At 74.8% G+C, this 17,824-nt stretch carries 10 protein-coding genes and 1 pseudogene; 5 read left to right on the top strand and 6 right to left on the bottom strand.

What is annotated here, in order from left to right; genetic code table 11:
- The 3 genes from ACOJTC_RS30085 to ACOJTC_RS30095 all read right to left on the bottom strand — a co-directional run.
- Positions 1-507, bottom strand: a 507-nt coding sequence (locus ACOJTC_RS30085; RefSeq protein ID WP_420119411.1) for a DUF6114 domain-containing protein, incomplete at its 3' end; no start/stop codon positions are given.
- Between the two features lie 91 nt (positions 508-598).
- A complete protein-coding gene (locus ACOJTC_RS30090) occupies positions 599-1,213 on the bottom strand; it encodes a DUF6230 family protein (protein WP_204926973.1) in 615 nt (204 codons plus the stop codon).
- Positions 1,214-1,575: 362 nt separating this feature from the next.
- Positions 1,576-2,745: a DUF3068 domain-containing protein gene (locus ACOJTC_RS30095; RefSeq protein ID WP_420119412.1), complete on the bottom strand. Its 1,170-nt coding sequence runs from the start codon at positions 2,743-2,745 to the stop codon at positions 1,576-1,578.
- Between the two features lie 113 nt (positions 2,746-2,858).
- Here ACOJTC_RS30095 and ACOJTC_RS30100 point away from each other — a divergent pair, with 113 nt between their 5' ends.
- Positions 2,859-4,076: an acyltransferase family protein gene (locus ACOJTC_RS30100; protein ID WP_420119413.1), complete on the top strand. Its 1,218-nt coding sequence runs from the start codon at positions 2,859-2,861 to the stop codon at positions 4,074-4,076.
- Here ACOJTC_RS30100 and ACOJTC_RS30105 read toward each other — a convergent pair.
- Positions 3,971-8,233, bottom strand: coding sequence for an alpha-(1->3)-arabinofuranosyltransferase domain-containing protein (locus tag ACOJTC_RS30105; RefSeq protein WP_420119414.1), 4,263 nt, complete (start codon positions 8,231-8,233; stop codon positions 3,971-3,973). The genes ACOJTC_RS30100 and ACOJTC_RS30105 overlap by 106 nt on opposite strands.
- 157 nt (positions 8,234-8,390) lie before the next feature.
- Here ACOJTC_RS30105 and ACOJTC_RS30110 point away from each other — a divergent pair.
- A pseudogene (locus ACOJTC_RS30110) lies at positions 8,391-9,536 on the top strand (glycosyltransferase family 4 protein); the annotation flags it as partial.
- Positions 9,537-9,667: 131 nt separating this feature from the next.
- Here ACOJTC_RS30110 and ACOJTC_RS30115 read toward each other — a convergent pair.
- Both ACOJTC_RS30115 and ACOJTC_RS30120 read right to left on the bottom strand, forming a co-directional pair.
- Positions 9,668-9,862 (bottom strand): hypothetical protein, encoded by a 195-nt coding sequence (locus ACOJTC_RS30115; protein ID WP_145922205.1) that lies wholly within the window; start codon positions 9,860-9,862, stop codon positions 9,668-9,670.
- Positions 9,863-9,989: 127 nt separating this feature from the next.
- Positions 9,990-11,495, bottom strand: coding sequence for a hypothetical protein (locus ACOJTC_RS30120; RefSeq protein ID WP_420119415.1), 1,506 nt, complete (start codon positions 11,493-11,495; stop codon positions 9,990-9,992).
- Positions 11,496-11,695: 200 nt separating this feature from the next.
- Between ACOJTC_RS30120 and ACOJTC_RS30125 the strand changes: the two genes are divergently transcribed.
- From ACOJTC_RS30125 to ACOJTC_RS30135, 3 genes are all read left to right on the top strand, one after another.
- Complete coding sequence (locus ACOJTC_RS30125) at positions 11,696-13,111, top strand: polysaccharide biosynthesis protein (RefSeq protein ID WP_420119416.1); 1,416 nt, start codon at positions 11,696-11,698, stop codon at positions 13,109-13,111.
- 12 nt (positions 13,112-13,123) lie between these two features.
- Positions 13,124-15,640 carry a fibronectin type III domain-containing protein gene (locus ACOJTC_RS30130; protein WP_420119417.1) on the top strand — a complete coding sequence of 839 codons (2,517 nt, stop codon included), beginning with the start codon at positions 13,124-13,126 and terminating at the stop codon, positions 15,638-15,640.
- A gap of 211 nt (positions 15,641-15,851) precedes the next feature.
- Positions 15,852-17,672: a VanW family protein gene (locus ACOJTC_RS30135; RefSeq protein WP_420119418.1), complete on the top strand. Its 1,821-nt coding sequence runs from the start codon at positions 15,852-15,854 to the stop codon at positions 17,670-17,672.
- Positions 17,673-17,824 lie beyond the last annotated feature (152 nt).

Here is a 17,824-nt window from a genome sequence, read left to right on the forward strand (position 1 = left end):
GAGCCGGCCGTCGGCGTCGAACCCGTCGTCGGCGTCGGGGTCGGCGTCCGGGTGGGCTCCGGCGGCGGTCGGTCCGGCGGTGGGCGGCGCGGCGGTGTCGGCGGCGGGCGGTGTGGCGGGGCGGATCGGGGTCCAGGCGAAGCCGAGGGCGCTGCCGACCAGGCCGAGCAGCAGGCCGAGGAAGAAGCCGCCGAGGTTGAGGCCCATCAGCGAGTAGACCGTGGTGACCGCCGCGACGATCGAGTAGAACAGCCGCTGACCGGGGCTGAACCAGAGCAGCAGCCCGCAGGTGACCAGGATGATCGGAATGAGCAGCGAGTAGAGCCCGGTCGCGCCGGAGGAGAAGCTCAGCCCGTTGAGGGTCATCCTGGTGGAGGCGAACATCTCCACCCCGGCGAGCACGGTGAGCAGGCCGCCCCAGAACGGCCGGCTGCGTCGCCACCGGCGGAAGCTCCGCCACCCGCGACCGGGGCCGGTCGGGGCGTACGGCGGTTGCGCGCGTGTCACGTGCTCCTCCTGGGCGGATGGGTACGGGGTGGGGCGGGCCGGGCCCCTGCCGTCCGGCGGGGGTGACGGGAGGGGTCCGGCCCGGTGCGGCTCAGTCGTCCGCGAAGCACTCCTTGCCCTTCGCGGCCTCCCCGACGTTCACCTTGAGTCGCAGGCCGGTCAGGTTGAAGGTGGCCGCGGTGGTGTAGCGGGAGACCTGCCGCAGGTCGGTGATGGTGACGTGCTGGGCGTCCTGGCCGAACGAACCGGCCTGCGCCGACGCGTTGAGGTCGGTGGCGTCCCGGCCGATGCGGATGTTGGTGAAGGTGGCGTTGCCGCCCAGGCTGTCCATCGCGATCATCATGTTCTTGGCGGTGGCCGGCTTGTCGTCACCGGCGTTGATGGTCAGCACCACCGGCAGGCCGGGCAGGTCGGCGCGGACGGACTGGCAGAGCTTGTAGAGCTGGGCGCTGCTGATCTCGGAGAGGGCGACCGGGTGGACCTTGCCGTTCTTCTCCTTGACGATGCCGCCGTACTGGGTGAAGCCGTCGCCCTCCAGGCGTTCGGCCCCGATCTTGAAGGTCTGCCCGGAGACGGTGATGTCGGAGGCGATGGCCCCGCTCTGCATGCCGAACAGGATGGCGCCCACGGCGGCCGTCGCGGGCACCATCATCGCGGCGAAACGCCGCCACCGGGTACGCCCCGGCTCGTCGGTCCGATTCTGCACGGATTCCTCCTCAGGCTGGTGCCGGTCGTGGGAGCCGGTCGGGCCGCGACCGGGCCGGAAGATCTGTTACCGACGGGTAACGAATGCGTGCCTGATGGTGCACCCACTGAGGCGTGGCTCACAAGACCCCACCTACCGACCGGTAACCGTCGATCATCCGAGCCGGTCGCCGTACTCACGCTGGGTGCAACCGATCCCCGGCAGTCGACCGGATAGATGCCGCCAAATCCGGCGTCATCCATCACTGCGAGTTGGTAAACCATTGACAAGTTACGATTCCATAACGGACGCGTACGGTCACCACGGAGACGCGGAGGGCGGGCCGGGAGACCCGACCCGCCCTGGTGTGCCGACGTGCGCGGTCAGCGCGAGCCGGGCTCACCCCCGCCCCGCCAGTTCGTCGACGCGGGTGGGATCTCGTCGGTGAGCGGGCCGCCCGACCGCCCGACGGTCGCCGGCTCGGCCTTCCCGTCGCGGGTCGGGGCGTCGGTCGCCGGGGCCACACCGGCCCCCTTCGGCCCGGCGGCCGGCGTCGCGCGCCGCCGCCCGGCGACGACCTGCCAGAGGCCCACCAGCAACAGCAGGCCACCGAGGACGGCCAGCCCGATCGGCAGGGTACGGCCGATCAACTGGAGCTTGTCCCGGGTCACCCCGGCCGACTTCACACTGTTGGCGATGGTCGCCTCGTCGTAGACGAAGTCCGCGTCCAGCAGGGTCACCGGGCTGCCCTGATTGGGCACGAAGTTCTTCCGCTGCTGCTCACGTACCTTGACGAAGTTGCCGCTGACCGGCTCGATCCAGATCGTCCGGGTGTTGCTGTAGGTGACCTTGCCGGTGGTCGCCCCCGGTGCCAGCGCGCCGGCCAGCGCGGTCAGCGAGCCTTCCGGGGTGACCAGGTCGGTCTCCGGGATCTGCTGCACGTACCGGTACGCCTCGGTGCCGTTGATCTGCTCGGTGCCGTCGAACGCCATCGGCAGCCCCCGGCGCAGGTCCCGGTCGAAGAAGGTGTGGTCCCGCCGCTCGGCACGGAACGGGAACTTGTAGGTCTGCCCGGCGAAGGTCACCGAGTCGTCGGTGCCGCCCGGACCGTCGGTGTCCAGGTACTGCTTGTCCCAGTCCCGGGCGGCGGCAGTGACCCGGTCCAGGGCGAACTCGGCCGCGTACTTGCTGACGTCGGAGCCGTTGTCGGTCCGCACGACGGTGCCGTAGACGTCCCAGACGACCGCGTCGCCCCTGAGGTCGCCGGTCATCTCCTTCTCGGTCGTCGACGCCTGCGGCACCACCTCGGTGGTCGCCTTGAGCTGACCGGTCTGGATCGTCGGCTTCCCGTCGAGCACCTGCATGAAGGTGGCGTTGTCGGCGACCGCGACGCTCGCCCGCAGGCAGCCGTCCGGCTTGCCGTCCGCGTTGCAGAACGTCAGGTCGTACGGCAACTTCGTCACCGACGGCGCCACGTAGTACGCCGTTCCCGCGGCGACCGCGAGCGACAGCACGCCGATGCCGAACAGCGCGGCACCCAGGCGAGTCTTCACTGGTCCTCCCCTAACAAAGACGGTCAGCCGGTTACCGGCGGAAGATCGAGGATGTAAAACTTGGCCGCACGTTACTCCCGAGTCACATAGCCCCGCGACCCTCTGGACGGTTGATGTCTGCCCCGATTCCCGATCAGGTCCTGCGGCGGCTGCCCGCCCTCGACGCCGTCCGGGTGATCGGGGCACTCGCCGTGGTGGGGCACCACGTCGGTTTCGCCACCGGGCGTAACACCGGCGACACCGCCGTCGGAGCCTGGCTGTCCCGACTGGACGTGGGCGTCGCGGTCTTCTTCGTGCTCTCCGGGTTCCTGCTGTTTCGGCCGTACGCGCACGCGCGGGCGACGGGCCAGCGGCCCCCGGGCACCGGCCGCTACCTGTGGCGGCGGGCCACCCGCATCCTGCCCGCCTACTGGGTGGCGGTGGTGGTCTGCCTGCTGGTGCTGCCGCAGAACCGGCCGGCGTCGACTGGCGACTGGCTGCGGCACCTCACGCTGACCCAGATCTACCAGCATGGTCAGCTCCGGCACGGGCTCAGCCAGACCTGGAGCCTGGCCACCGAGGTCACGTTCTACCTGCTGCTGCCGGTGCTGGCGGTCCTCCTGCTCGGCCGGCGACGGACACCGGGCACACCGACGTCGGCCCACCCGGACGGGGTGCTGCGGATCGCGCTGGCCGCGACGGCGGTGACCGGGGGCTGGGTGGCGTTGATGGGGGCGGGCGTGCTCAGCCTCGGCCTGCACACCATGTGGCTGCCCTCGTACGCCGGCTGGTTCGGGGCCGGGATGGCCCTGGCCGGCGCGCAGGTCGCGCTGCGCACCGGCCGGGGCGGGCGCTGGCGCTTCCTGGACGACCTGGGCCGGGCCCCGCTGGCCTGCTGGACGATCGCCCTGGGCGCGTTGGCCGTCGCCACCACTCCGGTCACCGGCCCCCGGGACCTGGCCGAGCCGACCGCCGGGCAGTTCGCCACCAAGCTGGTGCTCTACCTGGTGGTCGCGGTGCTGCTGATCGTGCCGGTGGCGTTCGGGCCGCAGACCCGCACCAAGGGCGTCTTCGACAGCATCGTCGGCCGGTGGCTGGGCCGGGTGTCCTACGGGCTGTTCCTCTGGCACCCGTCCGTGCTGGAGGGGATCTACCTGCTCGACGGCCGGCCGGAGTTCACCGGTGACCCGCTCGGCACGTTCGCCCTCACCGTGGCCGGTGGGCTGGTCCTCGCGGCGGTCAGCTACTACGCGGTGGAGCGCCCCTTCCAACGCTGGGGTGGCCGGTGGCCGCGTCGGCGCAGCACCAGCGAGAGCCAGAGCAGGGTGGCGGTGGCGACCGCGGCCAACTGAGGCGGCCAGGCGGTGTGCCCGCCCCGGGTCGCCGCCCACCAGCCGGCCACCGCGAAACACGCCACCGGCAGCCAGCGCACGGTGGCCCGGCGCAGCCGGTGCATGCCCCGCCGGTCCGGCGGGTGCAGGTGCGGTTCCAACGCCCGCCCGGCCAGCACCACGGCCACCACCGCCAGCGCCACCCCGACCGCCGCCGGCCCGCCGAACAGCAGCAACGCCGCGCCGCCGACGAGCGCGGCGAGCACCCGCCCGCGCCGCCGCCGCGGCACCACCGCCCCCGGGGTACGCCGCGACGGCAGCACCGCCAGCAGGGCCACCCCGGCCAGCAGCACCGCCCCGGCCCCGAGCGCCAGCACGTACCCCCGGTCGGGGGCGAACCGCAGCGTCACCGTACCGGCGACGTCGGCCGGGACGAGCCAACCCTGCTGCCAGCCGTCCACCACGAACGGGGTGAGCGTCCGGCCGCCTGCGGTGGCGACCCAGCCGGCGTTGGCGTTCTCCCGCAACGCCAGCACCCGCTGGCCGGGGTAGCTGTCCAGCCGCAGCACCCGGTGGGTGGCCGACCACTCGTCGACCCGCAGCACCGTCCGGGTCGCCCCGGGTTGCCGGGGTCCGACGGTCGCGTCGCCGGCCCCGGTGCCGGCCGTGCCGCTCGTACCGGTGCCACCGGCCGGGGCCGACGGGGCCGACGCCCCGCCGGTCGGGGTGAGCGCGAGCCGGGTCGGTACGGTCAGCCGGGTCCCCGCCGCCACCACCCGGTTCTCCCCGGCGGCCAGCCGCAGCGGCGTCTTCGCGGCCGGACCGCAGAGCACCGCCGGCACCTCGCGCAGTTCCACCAGGTCCCGCCGGCTGGCGACCAGCGCGGTCCGGCGCTGCCCACCACCGGCCACGGTCACCGTGGGGCCGGTGCCGCAGGGCAGGGTGACCCGCTTCGCGGGGTCCGCCGGGGTGGCCGGGCCGTCCGGCAGCACGGTCAGCTCACCCACCCCCACCGGCAGGTCCTGCGTCACCCGCCGGTACGGGTCGTACGACGCCACCGGCACCACGTCGGCGATCAGCACGGTCAGGTCGTCGCTGCGCATCGGCCTGTCGAACAGCAGCGTGCCGCCCTCGTCGAGCACTCCGCCGCGCATCCCCTCGTCACCGAGCACGGTGACCCGCCAGGGGCGGGCCGCCGCCGCACCGGGCGGCAGGGTGATCCGCAGGCCGGTGACGGTGCGTGCCTTCGGCCAGGTCAACCGCAGCCACGGTTGCCGGTCGGCGTCGGCGGCGTACCAGACGGTCGCGGGGTTCCCGTCGACCACCGCGCCGGGACGGGCGCTCGGGTGGGACACGCCGACGGTCGAGGCGGCCACGGTCGGGGTGACCCCGGTGGTGACCGCCGCCGCCCCACCGGGGTCGAGCAGCGCGTTGAGCGCTCCGCCGGGCCGGGGCCGGGCCCACAGCGCGACCCGGTAGTCCGCGCCGGCCGGCAACCGCACGGTGCGGTCGATCCGGTCGCTGTCCTCGGAGGCGCGGGCCATCGCCCCGGCGCAGATCGGCCGGCCCTCGTCGAAGACGCACGCCGGGGCGGCCGGGGCGGCGGTGAACACCATCGCGGCCGGCCGGTCGGTGGCCGGTGGGTCCGGCACCACCAGGGTCCGGGCGGCCTCGACACCGGGGATGACGAGTTCGGCGATGCCCACCCCGCCGAAGCCGGCCCGCACGTCGAAGACCTCCTCGACGGTGACCCGGACGAACCGGGTGGGGTAGCCGTCGGGCAGTGTCACCTCGACGGTCTGCCCGGCGGTCTGCACGGTGCTCTGCTGCCGGCCGGCGGTCACGGTGATCCTGGTGGGCAGGGAGTCGGCCCCGGTGTCGAAGGTGATCCGCAGTTGCCGGACGACCTGCGGCCGGTCCAGCTCCACCTCGAACCACTGCCCCGGCGCGCGGGTCCCCGGGGCGGACCGCCAGGACGTGCTCAGGTCGCCGTCGACCGCCGCGTACGGCTGGTGTTCGGGGCGTCCCCCGCCCAGCGGCTGCGCCTGCGACCACGAGCTGGACGCGGACACCCCGCCGATGCCGAGGTAGCGCACCACCGTGGACTGCCCGTCGGCCCACGGCGGCAGGTAGTCCCGGGCCGGTGCGTCGAGCTGGGGGCGGTCCCGGGCGGTCATGGTGGCCGAGGCGTTGTCGTGCTGCTGCCCGAAGGCCACCTCCCGGCGGCGCAACCCGTCGGTGAGCGTCACCGTCGACGCGTCCAGCCCGGCCGGGCGGTCCCCGGCGAGCACGGTCGGCGCGGCGGAGAGCCGGCCGGCGGCGGCCAGCGGCAGCAGCGACTCGGGGCCGCCGACGACAGTGGTCAGGTCGGCGGCGTCGTACGCGACGACCCGGTCGACGTCGCGGCGGACCTCGTACACCTCCAGGGCCCGGACCCCGACGTCCAGTCCCCGGTCGACGACGTTGCCGGGCAGTCGGCCCCCGCCGACCTCGGGGCCGAACCCGCGCACCGGCTCGATGCCGGGGGAACGCAGCAGCGCCTGCCGGACCACCACCGGCCGGACGGCCCCGCTGTGGCCGTAGTCGAGGTCGGAGCGCAGCAGCAGGTACTTCACCCCGGAGCGGGCGAGCAGGTCGGCGAGGCCGGCGGAACCCTCCCCGTCGGCCAGCGCCGACTCGACGGTGTCCAGCAGCCGGATGGTGCCGGGCGGGGTGAGCGGCACCGAGCTGCGCACCGCCCACGGCCGGTCGGACAACGGCTGGGTGATCTCGTCGCTGGGGCTGCCCCACAGGTAGCGGGGGAACCGGGCGGCGGGCACCACCAGCACCCGGTCGTCGCCGACGGCCCGGTCCAGCCAGTCCGACGCCTCCCGCCAGTAGCCGGGCACCCCGGTGAAGCTGCCCTGGGCGGCCAGCCCACCGCCGAGCGCGGGTGTGGCCACCGCGGCGACCGCGACCAGGGCGGTGCCGGTGACCAGGCCGGCACGCAGCCGGACCGGTTGCAACGCCCGGGGCAGCACGGCGGCCAGTTCGGGCCGGTCGCCGGTGCGGGCGGCCCGCAGCACCAGCCCGACCAGGTGTGCCAGGCCGAGGATGAGGGGCAGCCGGAGCACCACGTCGAACTTGTGCACGTTGCGCAGCGGCGCGCCGGCCGCGTCGAGGAAGGTGCGCTGGGTCTGCGCACCGAAGCCGTCGAGCTGACCGAGGTGGCCCAGCCCGACCAGGGCCAGCCCGACCAGCAGGCCGGTGACCAGGAACCGCCGGTGCGGCATGCCCCGGCGGGCCAACCCGGCGATGCCCAGCCCGGCCACCACCAGCGTGGCGACCACCAGGGGACGTTCGGTGGCGAGCCGCCAGCCCGCCGTCCACGGCGGCCCGTACGCGCCGGTGAGGTAGGCGTGCCAGTGCGAGGCGCCGCGCAGCACGGTGGTGGTGTCGGTGGGGGTGGTGGTCACCGGCGCGGTCTCGATGTAGTCGAGGAAGGGCGGGCTGTACCGGCCGAGCAGCAGCAGCGGCACCAGCCACCAGGCGGTCGCCGCGCCCACCGCCAGCCCCCAGGCGAGCAGCGCCTTCACCCGCAGGCGGAACGGGTGCAGGCCGAGCAGCCAGAGCGCGGCCAGCGGCACCACGGCCAGCACGGCTGTCGCGTTGACCCCACCGGCGCAGGCCACCACGAGGGCCGACCGGGTGACCGCCCGCCGCACCGGCACCCCGTCGACCAGCCCGACCAGCGGGACGAGCACCCACGGGGCGAGCGCGCTGGGCCATGCCTCCACCGAGATCGGGCCGAGTTCGGTGAGCAGCCGGGGGGAGAGCGCGAAGGCGGCCCCGGCGAGCAGTCGGGCCCACGGGGTGCCGACGTGCAGCCGCTCGGCGAGCCGGACCACGCCGACGCAGGCCACGGTCAGCAGCAGCGCCCACCACAGCCGCTGCACCACCCACGCCGGTACGGCGAGCAGCTTGCCGAGCAGGAAGAACGGCCCCATCGGCCAGAGGTAGCCGTACGCCTGATTCTGCAACTGCCCGAAGGTGCCGTCCGGGTCCCAGACGTGCAGGGCCCGGGTCAGCCATCCGGCCGGATCGATCGCCAGGTCGACCTTGGTGTCGATGGCGATCAGCCCGGGGTCCTGGAGGAACGCCAGTGCCGACAAAGCCAGACACACCGCCACCAAGCGCACACGCCACACCGTGCTCGATGTGTCGTCCGGCCCCTCGGCCGCCCCCGGACGGCCCGGCGACTGCTGCATCTCGCCTCCGATCGGGCATTGCGACGTGCGTGACGCAGCCCATAGTGTGACGCGACCGCGAAGACTACTCGGCAGTAGGAGTTGAGTGTTGGACGCACCCGCTGCCGCCACCACCAGGCACGTTCTGTTCCTCAACTGGCGGGACACCCGCAATCCGGAGGGCGGTGGCTCGGAGGTCTACGTCGAGCGGATCGCCGGCGAACTGGTCCGCCGCGGCCACCGGGCCACCCTGTTCTGCGCGACCCATCCCGCCGGCACCGCCGAGGAGACCACCCCCGACGGCGTACGCGTGCTGCGGCGCGGCGGCCGGCACACCGTCTACCTCCGGGCGGCGCTTGCGTACCTGGCCGGAGCGCTCGGCTTCGGCCCGCTGAGCCGCCGTCGGGGCGGTCGACCCGACCTGATCGTCGACGTCGGCAACGGGCTGCCCTTCCTCTCCGCCCTCTACGCCCGCCGGCCGGTCATCGCGCTGGTGCACCACGTGCACCGGGAGCAGTGGCCGGTGGTGCTCGGCCCGGGCCTGGCCCGGTTCGGCTGGTGGGTGGAGTCCTGGCTCGCCCCCCGGGTCTACCGCCGCTGCCGGTACGTCACCGTCTCCGCCGCCACCCGCGACGAGCTGGCCACCCTCGGCATCGACCCGGCCCGGGTCGACATCGTGCACAACGGCACCCCGGACATGACCGTCGGCCCGGTGCCCCGCTCGGCGGAACCGTCGCTGGTGGTCCTCGGCCGGCTGGTCCCGCACAAGCAGGTCGAGGTGGCGCTGGCCACCCTCGCCGCGCTCGCCGACGAACTGCCCGGCCTCACCCTGACCGTGGCCGGGCAGGGCTGGTGGGAGGCGCAACTGCGGCACACCACCGCCGAACTGGGCCTCACCGACCGGGTCCGGTTCACCGGCTTCGTCTCCGACGCCGACAAGCGGCACCTGCTCGCCTCGGCCTGGGTGGCGCTCACCCCGTCGCTCAAGGAGGGTTGGGGGCTCACCATCGTCGAGGCCGGCGCGGTCGGCACCCCGACGGTCGCCTTCCGGGGCGCGGGCGGGGTCGAGGAATCCCTGGTCGACGGCGAGACCGGCCTGCTCGCCGAGGACGTCGACGACTTCGTGGCCAAGGTGCGGCGGCTGCTGACCGACGACGACCACCGGGCCACCATGGGCGCGGCGGCCCGCGCCCACGCCGCCCGGTTCACCTGGCCGGTCTCGGGCGAAAAATTCGCGGCCCTCGTGACGAGGGCCGCGAACGGTCCGGCGGGGACGCCGGGCGAGCGGTCGGGGCCGGCGGACACACCGGCGCAACGGTCGGAGCAGGCAGAACAGTCAGGGTCGACGGTGCCGGCGGGATCACCGGCCGGGCAGGTGGAACAGTCCTACCTGGTGCCGTAGACCAGCGGCTGGTTGGCACCACCGTTGCCGCCGCCGGACTCGGTGCGGGCGGCCTGCTCGGCCTTCGCCGCCTCGGCCGCCGACGTGCCGGTCAGGCTGGTGGCCAACGCCACCGTGCCGAAGGCACCCAGAGCGATCGCGGCCACCGCGACCAGAACCAACGAGAGAGCACTGCGCATGGTGCTGTATTCCTCCTCGTGAGCTGCGTGCGCGGGACGTTACCACCAAGTAGCCCATGCCGGGAGAGCCGCGCGGACGATCAACGACGGGCCCGGCAGGCAGCGGAGACAGCCGGCGACCGCCCGGTCACCGGCCGGCCGGATTCTCGTACAGGGTCAGGTCGGGCCCGGCGTACACCTCGCGCAACCCGGCCAGCGTCGCCGGGTCCAGCCGCCGGCCACCGACGGTCCGCTGCACCACCACCCACCGCACCCCGGTCGCGGCGACCGGGCCACCGGCGGCGAGCACCCGGCCCACCTCGGCGGCCCGCGGGTTCTCCCCCCGCACCGCCGTCGTCCCCACCCACAGCGTGTCGTCCACCAGCACGTCGGCGTCGACGTAGCGGGGCAGCGGGTCCAGCACCGTCCGACCGTCGTTCCACGGGTACGCCCGGTAGGCCCCGAACGGCAGCGACAGCACCTCCCCCGACCGGCCGTCCAGCCGCCGGGCCACCGCGTCCCAGTCCGCCGGGTACGCCACCGGACGCAGCCGGCCCGCCGCACCGAACGCCAGGTCGGGCAGCACCACCACGGGCAGCAGCAGCACGGCGGCGAGCACCGCACCGGCCCCACCCGGCGCACCCCGGGCGGCGACCCGGTCGGCCAGCCGCTCCGCCCCCAGCGCGGCGGCCAGCGCCAGCAGCAGCGCGTACGGGACCAGAAGCTTCTGCCCGTCGCGCAGCACCCCGGCCCCGGGCACCGTCGACACCAGCCAACCCAGCCCGGCCGACCCGCCCGGCAGGGCCCCGGCCAGGGCGGCCAGGAAACCGGCCCCGGCCAACCCGACGAGCCGGTACGCCGCCCCGGCCGGCCACCGGCCACGCAACTCCCGCAGGCCGTACCCCGCCAGCACCAGCAGGAGCACCGTCGCCACCGGCGTCAACGGCGACGCGCGGCTCGCCGGGACGGTCTGCCCGTTCCAGATCCCACCGGTGCCGGCCAACGCGCCGACCACCCCGCTCCAGTTCTCCGCCCGCGCCGCGAACGCGGCCACCCCGGCCGGGTCGGTCCGGGCGTCGGCCGCGCTGAACCCGGCGACCACCAGCCACGGCAGGTTCAGCAGCAGCAACGCGCCGACGGCCAGCGCGGTCGTCCGGGCGGCACCCCGTCGGGCGACCAGCACGGCGACCGTGACCAGGGCGACCAGGCCACCCGTCGGGGTGACCACGGCCGGCAGTGCCACCAGCACCAACCGGCGTAGCCCACCCGGCCGGCGCACCCGGATCGCGGCGTCGACCAGCCAGGGCAGCGCCCCGTACGCCAGCAGCAGTCCCCAGTGTCCGATCAGCAGCCGCTCCGCCAGGTACGGCGTCCACGCGTACCCGACCGCGGCGACCACCCGGACCACCGGCCGCCGGGCGGGCACCAGCCGACCGGCCCCGATCGCGGCGAGCAGCAGCACCCCGGCCAGCACCAGCCGTTGCAGCAGCCACCCCGGCACCGCCTGGCTGGCCAGCGAGACCAGAGCGTCCAGCGGCACCGCCCGGGGCAGCGAGTCGACCGGGGCGACCAGTTCGGCCCGCCACGGCTGCCGGGGCACGAAGACCATGTCGTAACTGAGCACGTACCCGGGCGCGGCCAGCGGGGCCAGCACCAGCGCGGTGACGGCCAGCCCGGTGGCGACGAGGATCGGCCTCTCCCGCAGGGGTTGACCTCCTCACTAGGCTGACCCGGCGATCGGCGCCGGCGTGGCGACACTGTACTTGCGCTGCTGGCGACGGGCGGAGCCGACGACCCGGGACGATCACGGGCGGGGCAGCGGAGCACCGGCGGGGCCGGCGACACGGAGCGGTGATGGGCACAGCATCGGACGGCGCGCACGACGGGCGTCCCGGGACCGGCGACGGGCGACCCGGCGCTCCCGACGAGCACCCCCGCCCGTCCGGCGACGTCCCGGACCGGGGTTCGGGCGACGGGCCGGGCCGGAAGGCGGGCGACGGGCCGGGCCCGGGGTCCGGCGGCGGGCCGGGCCGGACGGCCGGCATCGGCGTCGCCGGGGTGGCCGTCACCCTGGCCGGGGTCTTCGTCAACGGGCTCGCGTACGTGGTGCCGGTCCTCGGTGCCCGGCACCTCGCACCGGCCGAGCTGAGCGCGCTGGCCACCCTGCTGGCGCTCGGCGCGATCGGCGGCGTGGCCGGCACCGGCCTGCAGATCGCGGTGGCCGTGCACCGGGCCCGCCACGGTCGGGCCGGCACCGCCCGCCCCACCCTGCTGACCGTGGCGGTGACCGCCGCGCTGCTGGCCGTTACGTTGCCGGTCGCCGCCGTCGGGCTGCGGCTGACCGGTCCGGCGGTGCTGCTGCTCGGGGTGCTGACCGTGGCCGTGGTGGCCGCCGGCCGGTGGCTCGGTGAACTCCAGGGCGACCAGCGTTTCCTGCGGCTGGCCGGCGGGATGGCGTTGCTCGCCGCCGGCCGCTACGGCGGCATGATCGCCGGGCTGGCGCTCGGCGGCGGGTTGACCGGCGCGCTGCTGGCCGGGGCGGTCACCTCCGTGCTGGTGCTGGCGCTGCTGGTCCGGCTCAACCGGGGGGCGGGCCTCGACCCGGTCGCCCCGACCCTGGCCACCCGGACGGTGCTCACCGCCAGCGGGGCGACCCTGGCGATGCTCGTCGTGTCGTACGCCGACCTGCTGCTGGCCCGCCGGTTCCTGCCCCCGGACGCCTCCGGCACGTACGCGGTCGGCACGGTGCTCACCAAGGGCGCGTTGTGGGCCCCCCAGGTGGTGACGGTGATCGCGCTGCCCCGGCTGGCCCGGGGCGACCGGGGCACCCTGCGGGCCGCGCTGCTGCTGGTCGGGGCGGCCGGCGCGGCGCTGGTGCTCGCCGCGACGCTGGCCGGTGGCCTGGCCTTCGGGTTGGCCGGCGGCCCGGAGTACACCCGCCACGGCGGTCTCGCCCCGCTGTTCGCCGCCACCGGGGCGCTGTACGCGCTGGTCTTCGTGCTGATCAACGCGCGGGTCGCGGCGGCCGCGCGATGGCCCTCGGCACCACTGTGGATCTCCACGGCGGGTTTCCTGGCCGCGACCGCCACGGTGGTGCCGCACACCGTCGCCGGGATCGCCGGTGCCGCCCTGGCCACGGCGGCGGTCACCGCCCTCGTCACCGGCGCGCTGACGGTCCGTCGCGGACCGGACGCACCGGCCACACCCACCCGGCCGACGGCTACCGCCCCGGCCGTTGATCGTGACACCCTACGGGTCGGTGACCAGTAGACGGGGGTTCTGGTGGCGGAGGTCGACCCGGGCCGGGAGCCGGTCGGCGTCCGCCGGCCGGCCCGCTGGCTGCTCGTCGTCTGGCTGGTCGGGCTGCTCGCCGCCGTACCCACCGCGACGCCGCAGCCGTCCCGACCCGACGGCGGGACGACCGCCGCCCGGCTGACCGCCGCCTTCGACGACTACGGCGACACCTCCGGCCGGTGGAACGGCGCCGACCGGACGGCCTCGGTACGGCTGCCCGACGGCCGGCTGCTCTGGCTGTTCTCCGACACCTTCCTCGGCCCGGTGTACCCCGACGGCTCCCGCCCCCGCAGCGCGCCGTTCGTGCACAACTCGGCAGTGGTGCAGCAGGGCGACCAGCTCACCACCACGCTGCACGGCGGCACCGCCGACGACCCACGCGACCTGATCCCCGCGACGACACCCGGCGAGTTCTCCTGGATCGGCGACGCCACCGTCGCCGGTGACACCCTCCAGGTGCTGGTCCACCGCTACCGGCGTACCGGCGTCAGCCCGCTGGACCACGCCCTGCTCGGCACCGCCCTGGCCACCTTCGCGCTGCCCGCGCTCACCCCCACCGGGGTCCGTCCGCTGCCCCTGGGCCCCCGGGTCTCCTGGGGCTCCGAGCTGCTCCGCGACGGCGACCACACCTACGTGTACGGCACCGAGGCCGCCGGTGAGGCGAAGTTCGCCCACCTGGCCCGGGTGGCCGGCGACGACCTGACCGGCCGGTGGGAGTTCTGGACCGGCGACGGCTGGTCCCCCGACGACCGCACCTCGGCTCGGCTGCTCAGCGGCGTCGGCACCGCCTACGGCGTGCAGCGGGTCGACGGCCGGTACGTGCTGGTCACCCAGGAGAACAACCTGGTGTTCAGCGGCGACCTGGTGGCCTACTCGGCCGATGCCCCGACCGGCCCGTTCACCGGCCCCGACTACCTGCACCGGGCCCCCGAGACGGCAGCCGGCCACCTGGTCTACGACGTCGACCTGCACCCGGAGCTGGTCCGTCCCGGCCGGCTGCTGTTCTCCTACAACGTCAACGACGTCGACGACGCGGTCACCTACGCCGACGCGGGCCTCTACCGGCCGCGTTTCGTCGAGGTGCCGTGGCCCCGCCGCCGCCCCGACCCGGCCGAGCTGCCCCCGCCGCCGGTGGCGGTGACCGCCCGTCCGGGCGGCGCCGGCACCGCCGAGCTGGACTGGCCGCCGGTACGCGCCGACGACGAGCTGCGCTACCAGGTGCACCGGCGGGACGTCACCGCCGGCCAGACGCATTTCGTCCGGATCGGCGAACCGGTCGACGAGCCCCGCTTCACTGCCGATTTCCTGGTCAACGGGCACGACTACGAGTTCCGGGTGAGCGCCGTGGGCCGGCGCGGCGAGGGCCCGCCCTCACCGGCCGGACGGGTCACCGCCACGGTGCCGCCCCCACCGCCGCCGGGCGGCCTGCGGGCGGTTCCGGGCCGCGCCGGTGACGTCGCGCTGAGCTGGCAACCGGTGCCCTTCGTCCAGCTCTACCGGGTGTACCGGCACGACCTGGACACCGGGGAACGCGGCACGGTCGGCACCTTCACCGGCACCACCGCCACCGTCGCGTTCCTGCGGCACGCGCACCGTTACGAGTTCACCGTGGTCGCGGTCGGCGGCGGCGGGGACAGCCCGCCGTCGGCCCCGGTCGGGGTCACCGCGGTGGTCACCCCGCCCGTGCCGCCGTCGGGTCTGGTCGCCGCCGGGCAGCCCGACGGCACCGTCCGGCTGGCCTGGCGCACCCTCGGGCCGGGCGTCTCCTACCGGGTGTACCGGCGCGACCTGACCACCGGCACCCGGGAGTACGGCCCACCCGCCGTGGAGGCCACCGCCGGGCATCTCGCCCGGCACCTGGAACACGGCCACGAGTACGAGTTCACGGTCAGCGCGGTGAACGGCGGCGGCGAGGGGGCCCGGTCCACGACGGTGCGGGCCCGGGCCCGGTTCACCGCACCCGGCGACGCCCCACGGGCGCTACGCGCCGAGGCCGGTGCCGGCAGCGTCGAGCTGACCTGGCTCTCGTCGGTGCCGGACGGCTGGCACCGGGTCCACCGGCGCGACGTCACCGCCGGGGAACGCGACTTCACCACCGAGGAGATCCCCACCCGGGGCACCCGGGCCGTCGTGCCGGGGCTACGCAACGGGCACGAGTACGAGTTCACGGTGGCCGCGGTGAACCAGGCCGGTGCGGGACCGCGCAGCACGCCGGCACGGGTCACCCCGCAGTTGCCCACCCCCACCGGGCTCGTCGTGACCGCCTTCGGCACCGGTGAGGCCCGCCTGACCTGGCGACCGGCCGGGCCGGGGTTCGCCTACCGGGTGCAGTGGCGCGACGCCACCGCCGGGGAGCGGTGGCGTGTCGACCCGTACCCGGTGCGGGACGCCCGGCACACGGCGGTGCTGCTGACCCGGGGGCACGACTACCAGTTCCGGGTCGCCGTGACCGACGGACGCGACGACGGCCCGCCGACCCCGGCGGTCGGCGTCCGCATCCGCTGACCACCGTCGGTCGCCCACGGCCCCTGTGCCGCCGACCACAGCCGCCGGGCGGTCATCCGGACACCGTGCCACGAACGCCCATACACCGTGTGACCGGCCGCGACACGCGGCGGTGAGGATGGCCGGACGCACGCTGTCGGCTGGCCGTCCGGTTGGCTACCGTAGGTGTCCCTGGGGGCCCGCAACCCCCCACGTGGTACGTCCGATCGAGGTGGCTGTGACCCTGTACGGCGACAAACCGGTCTCCGACGACCGCCCCACGGTGCAGGTCACCGCGGTGAGCTGGCCGTCCGAGGACGAACCCCCACCGGCCGGTGGGGCCGCAGGTCCCGGTGCCGGGCCGGGGCCGTGGTGGCGGCGCGGCCGGGTGCTGCTCGCCGGCGGGGTGACCGCCGCGGTGCTGGCCGGGGTGGTCGGCGCGGGCGCCTGGGCGTACGCCGGGGACGTGCCGCGCGGCACCAACGTGCTCGGCACCGAGCTGGGTGGCCGCAGCCGGTCCGACGCGGCCAGGGAGCTGCGGGCCGAGTTGGAGAAGCGGGCCGCGACGCTCGACGCGCCGCTGACCGTGGTGGTGGGCGAGAACCGGGCGGAGATCAAGCCCGCTGACGTCGGCCTGGCGGTGGACGTGGACGCCACCGTCGCCGCCGCCACCGACGCGCAGGCGCACCCGGTGGACCGGCTGTTCGGTTCCCGGTCGGTCGACCCGGTGGTGACTGTCGACGCCGCCAAGCTGGACGCGGCGCTGCGGCAGATCCTCGGCGAACAAGGCCGGGACATGACCCTGCCGGCGATCATCTTCACCGGCACCACGCCGAAGCCCGTCTACCCGAAGCCGAGCCTGACCCTGGACCCGGAGCAGTCCGCCCGGGTGGTCCGGGCGGGTTGGCTGGCCGGGCAGCCGGTGACGGTGCCGGTGGTGGAGAAGAACCCGGTGACCACCCGGGAGGAGGTGGACCGGATGATCGCCGAGCTGGCGAAGCCGGCCGTCGCCGCACCGGTGACGATCACCTCCAGCAAGGGGTCGGTGAGCGTCCCGCCCACGGCGATCGCCCGCGCGTTGCGCTTCTCGGCCGACGACGAGGGGAAGCTGACGCCGAGGGTCGACGTGAAGCGGCTGCGGTCGGCGCTGGGCAGCAAGCTGGCCGCGATCGAGTCGACGCCCAAGGACGCCGGGCTGACCATCTCGGGCGGTAAGCCGAAGGTGGTGCCGGGCCGGGCCGGCCAGCAGCTCGACTCGGCGGCGCTGAGCCGGGACCTGCTGGCGGTGCTGCCGAAGCCGGACGGCCGGACGGTCACCGGGCAGCTCACGGATGCCGAGCCGGAGCTGACCGAGGCGAAGCTCGCCGAGTTGGGCATCAAGGAGCGGGTCTCCACCTTCTCCACGAAGTTCCCGGGCGGACTCTCCTCGCCGCGCAGCCAGAACATCATCCAGGCCGCGAAGGACGTGGACGGCACCATCGTCAAGCCCGGGGAGACGTTCTCGCTCAACGGGCACACCGGCGAGCGCGGCTACGCCCAGGGCTACAAGGACGCTCCGGTGATCCTCGGCGGCAAGCTGGTGCCCGGGGTGGGTGGCGGCGTCTCCCAGTTCACCACCACGCTCTTCAACGCCAGTTACTACGCCGGACTCCAGGACGTCGAGCACAAGCCGCACTCGTTCTACTTCAGCCGCTACCCGGCGGTGATCGAGTCGACGATCTTCTGGCCGGACCTGGACTTCAAGTTCCGCAACAACACGCCGTACGGGGTCCTGATCGACACCGCGTACACCTCGAACACGATCACCGTGTCGATGTGGAGCACCAAGATCTACGACAGCGTGAAGACCGAGTACGGCCCGCGCCGCAACATCACCTCGCCGAAGACGGTCCACCTGGAGCCCGGCCCGAGTTGCATCGCCGCCGCCGGCAGCACCGGCTTCACCCAGGACGCCTTCCGCGTGATCAAGAAGGACGGCAAGGTCGTCAAGCGGGAGAAGTTCAGCTGGACGTACGACCCCGAGCCCAACTTCGTCTGCGGCCCCAAGCCCTGACCCCACGCCCCACCCGAACGGGTCGGGGACACCGACCCCGGACACGACCGAGCCCCGGCGGCGGGTCCGCCGGCGGGGCGCGCTGTCTCCCCGGTACGCGGGGACTGGCGGACATCCGGGCCGGCGCGGGCCCCAGGTGCTCCCGGCCCATG

The sequence above is a fragment of the Micromonospora sp. genome (assembly GCF_048594385.1).
In the GTDB taxonomy this organism is placed as follows: domain Bacteria; phylum Actinomycetota; class Actinomycetes; order Mycobacteriales; family Micromonosporaceae; genus Micromonospora; species Micromonospora wenchangensis.

Bases quoted from the DNA above. Each gene is read 5' to 3' on its own strand.
- ACOJTC_RS30125 (WP_420119416.1), top strand. From the start codon at position 11,696: ATGGGCACAGCATCGGACGGCGCGCACGACGGGCGTCCCGGGACCGGC.
- ACOJTC_RS30115 (WP_145922205.1), bottom strand. From the start codon at position 9,862: ATGCGCAGTGCTCTCTCGTTGGTTCTGGTCGCGGTGGCCGCGATCGCT.
- ACOJTC_RS30100 (WP_420119413.1), top strand. From the start codon at position 2,859: ATGTCTGCCCCGATTCCCGATCAGGTCCTGCGGCGGCTGCCCGCCCTC.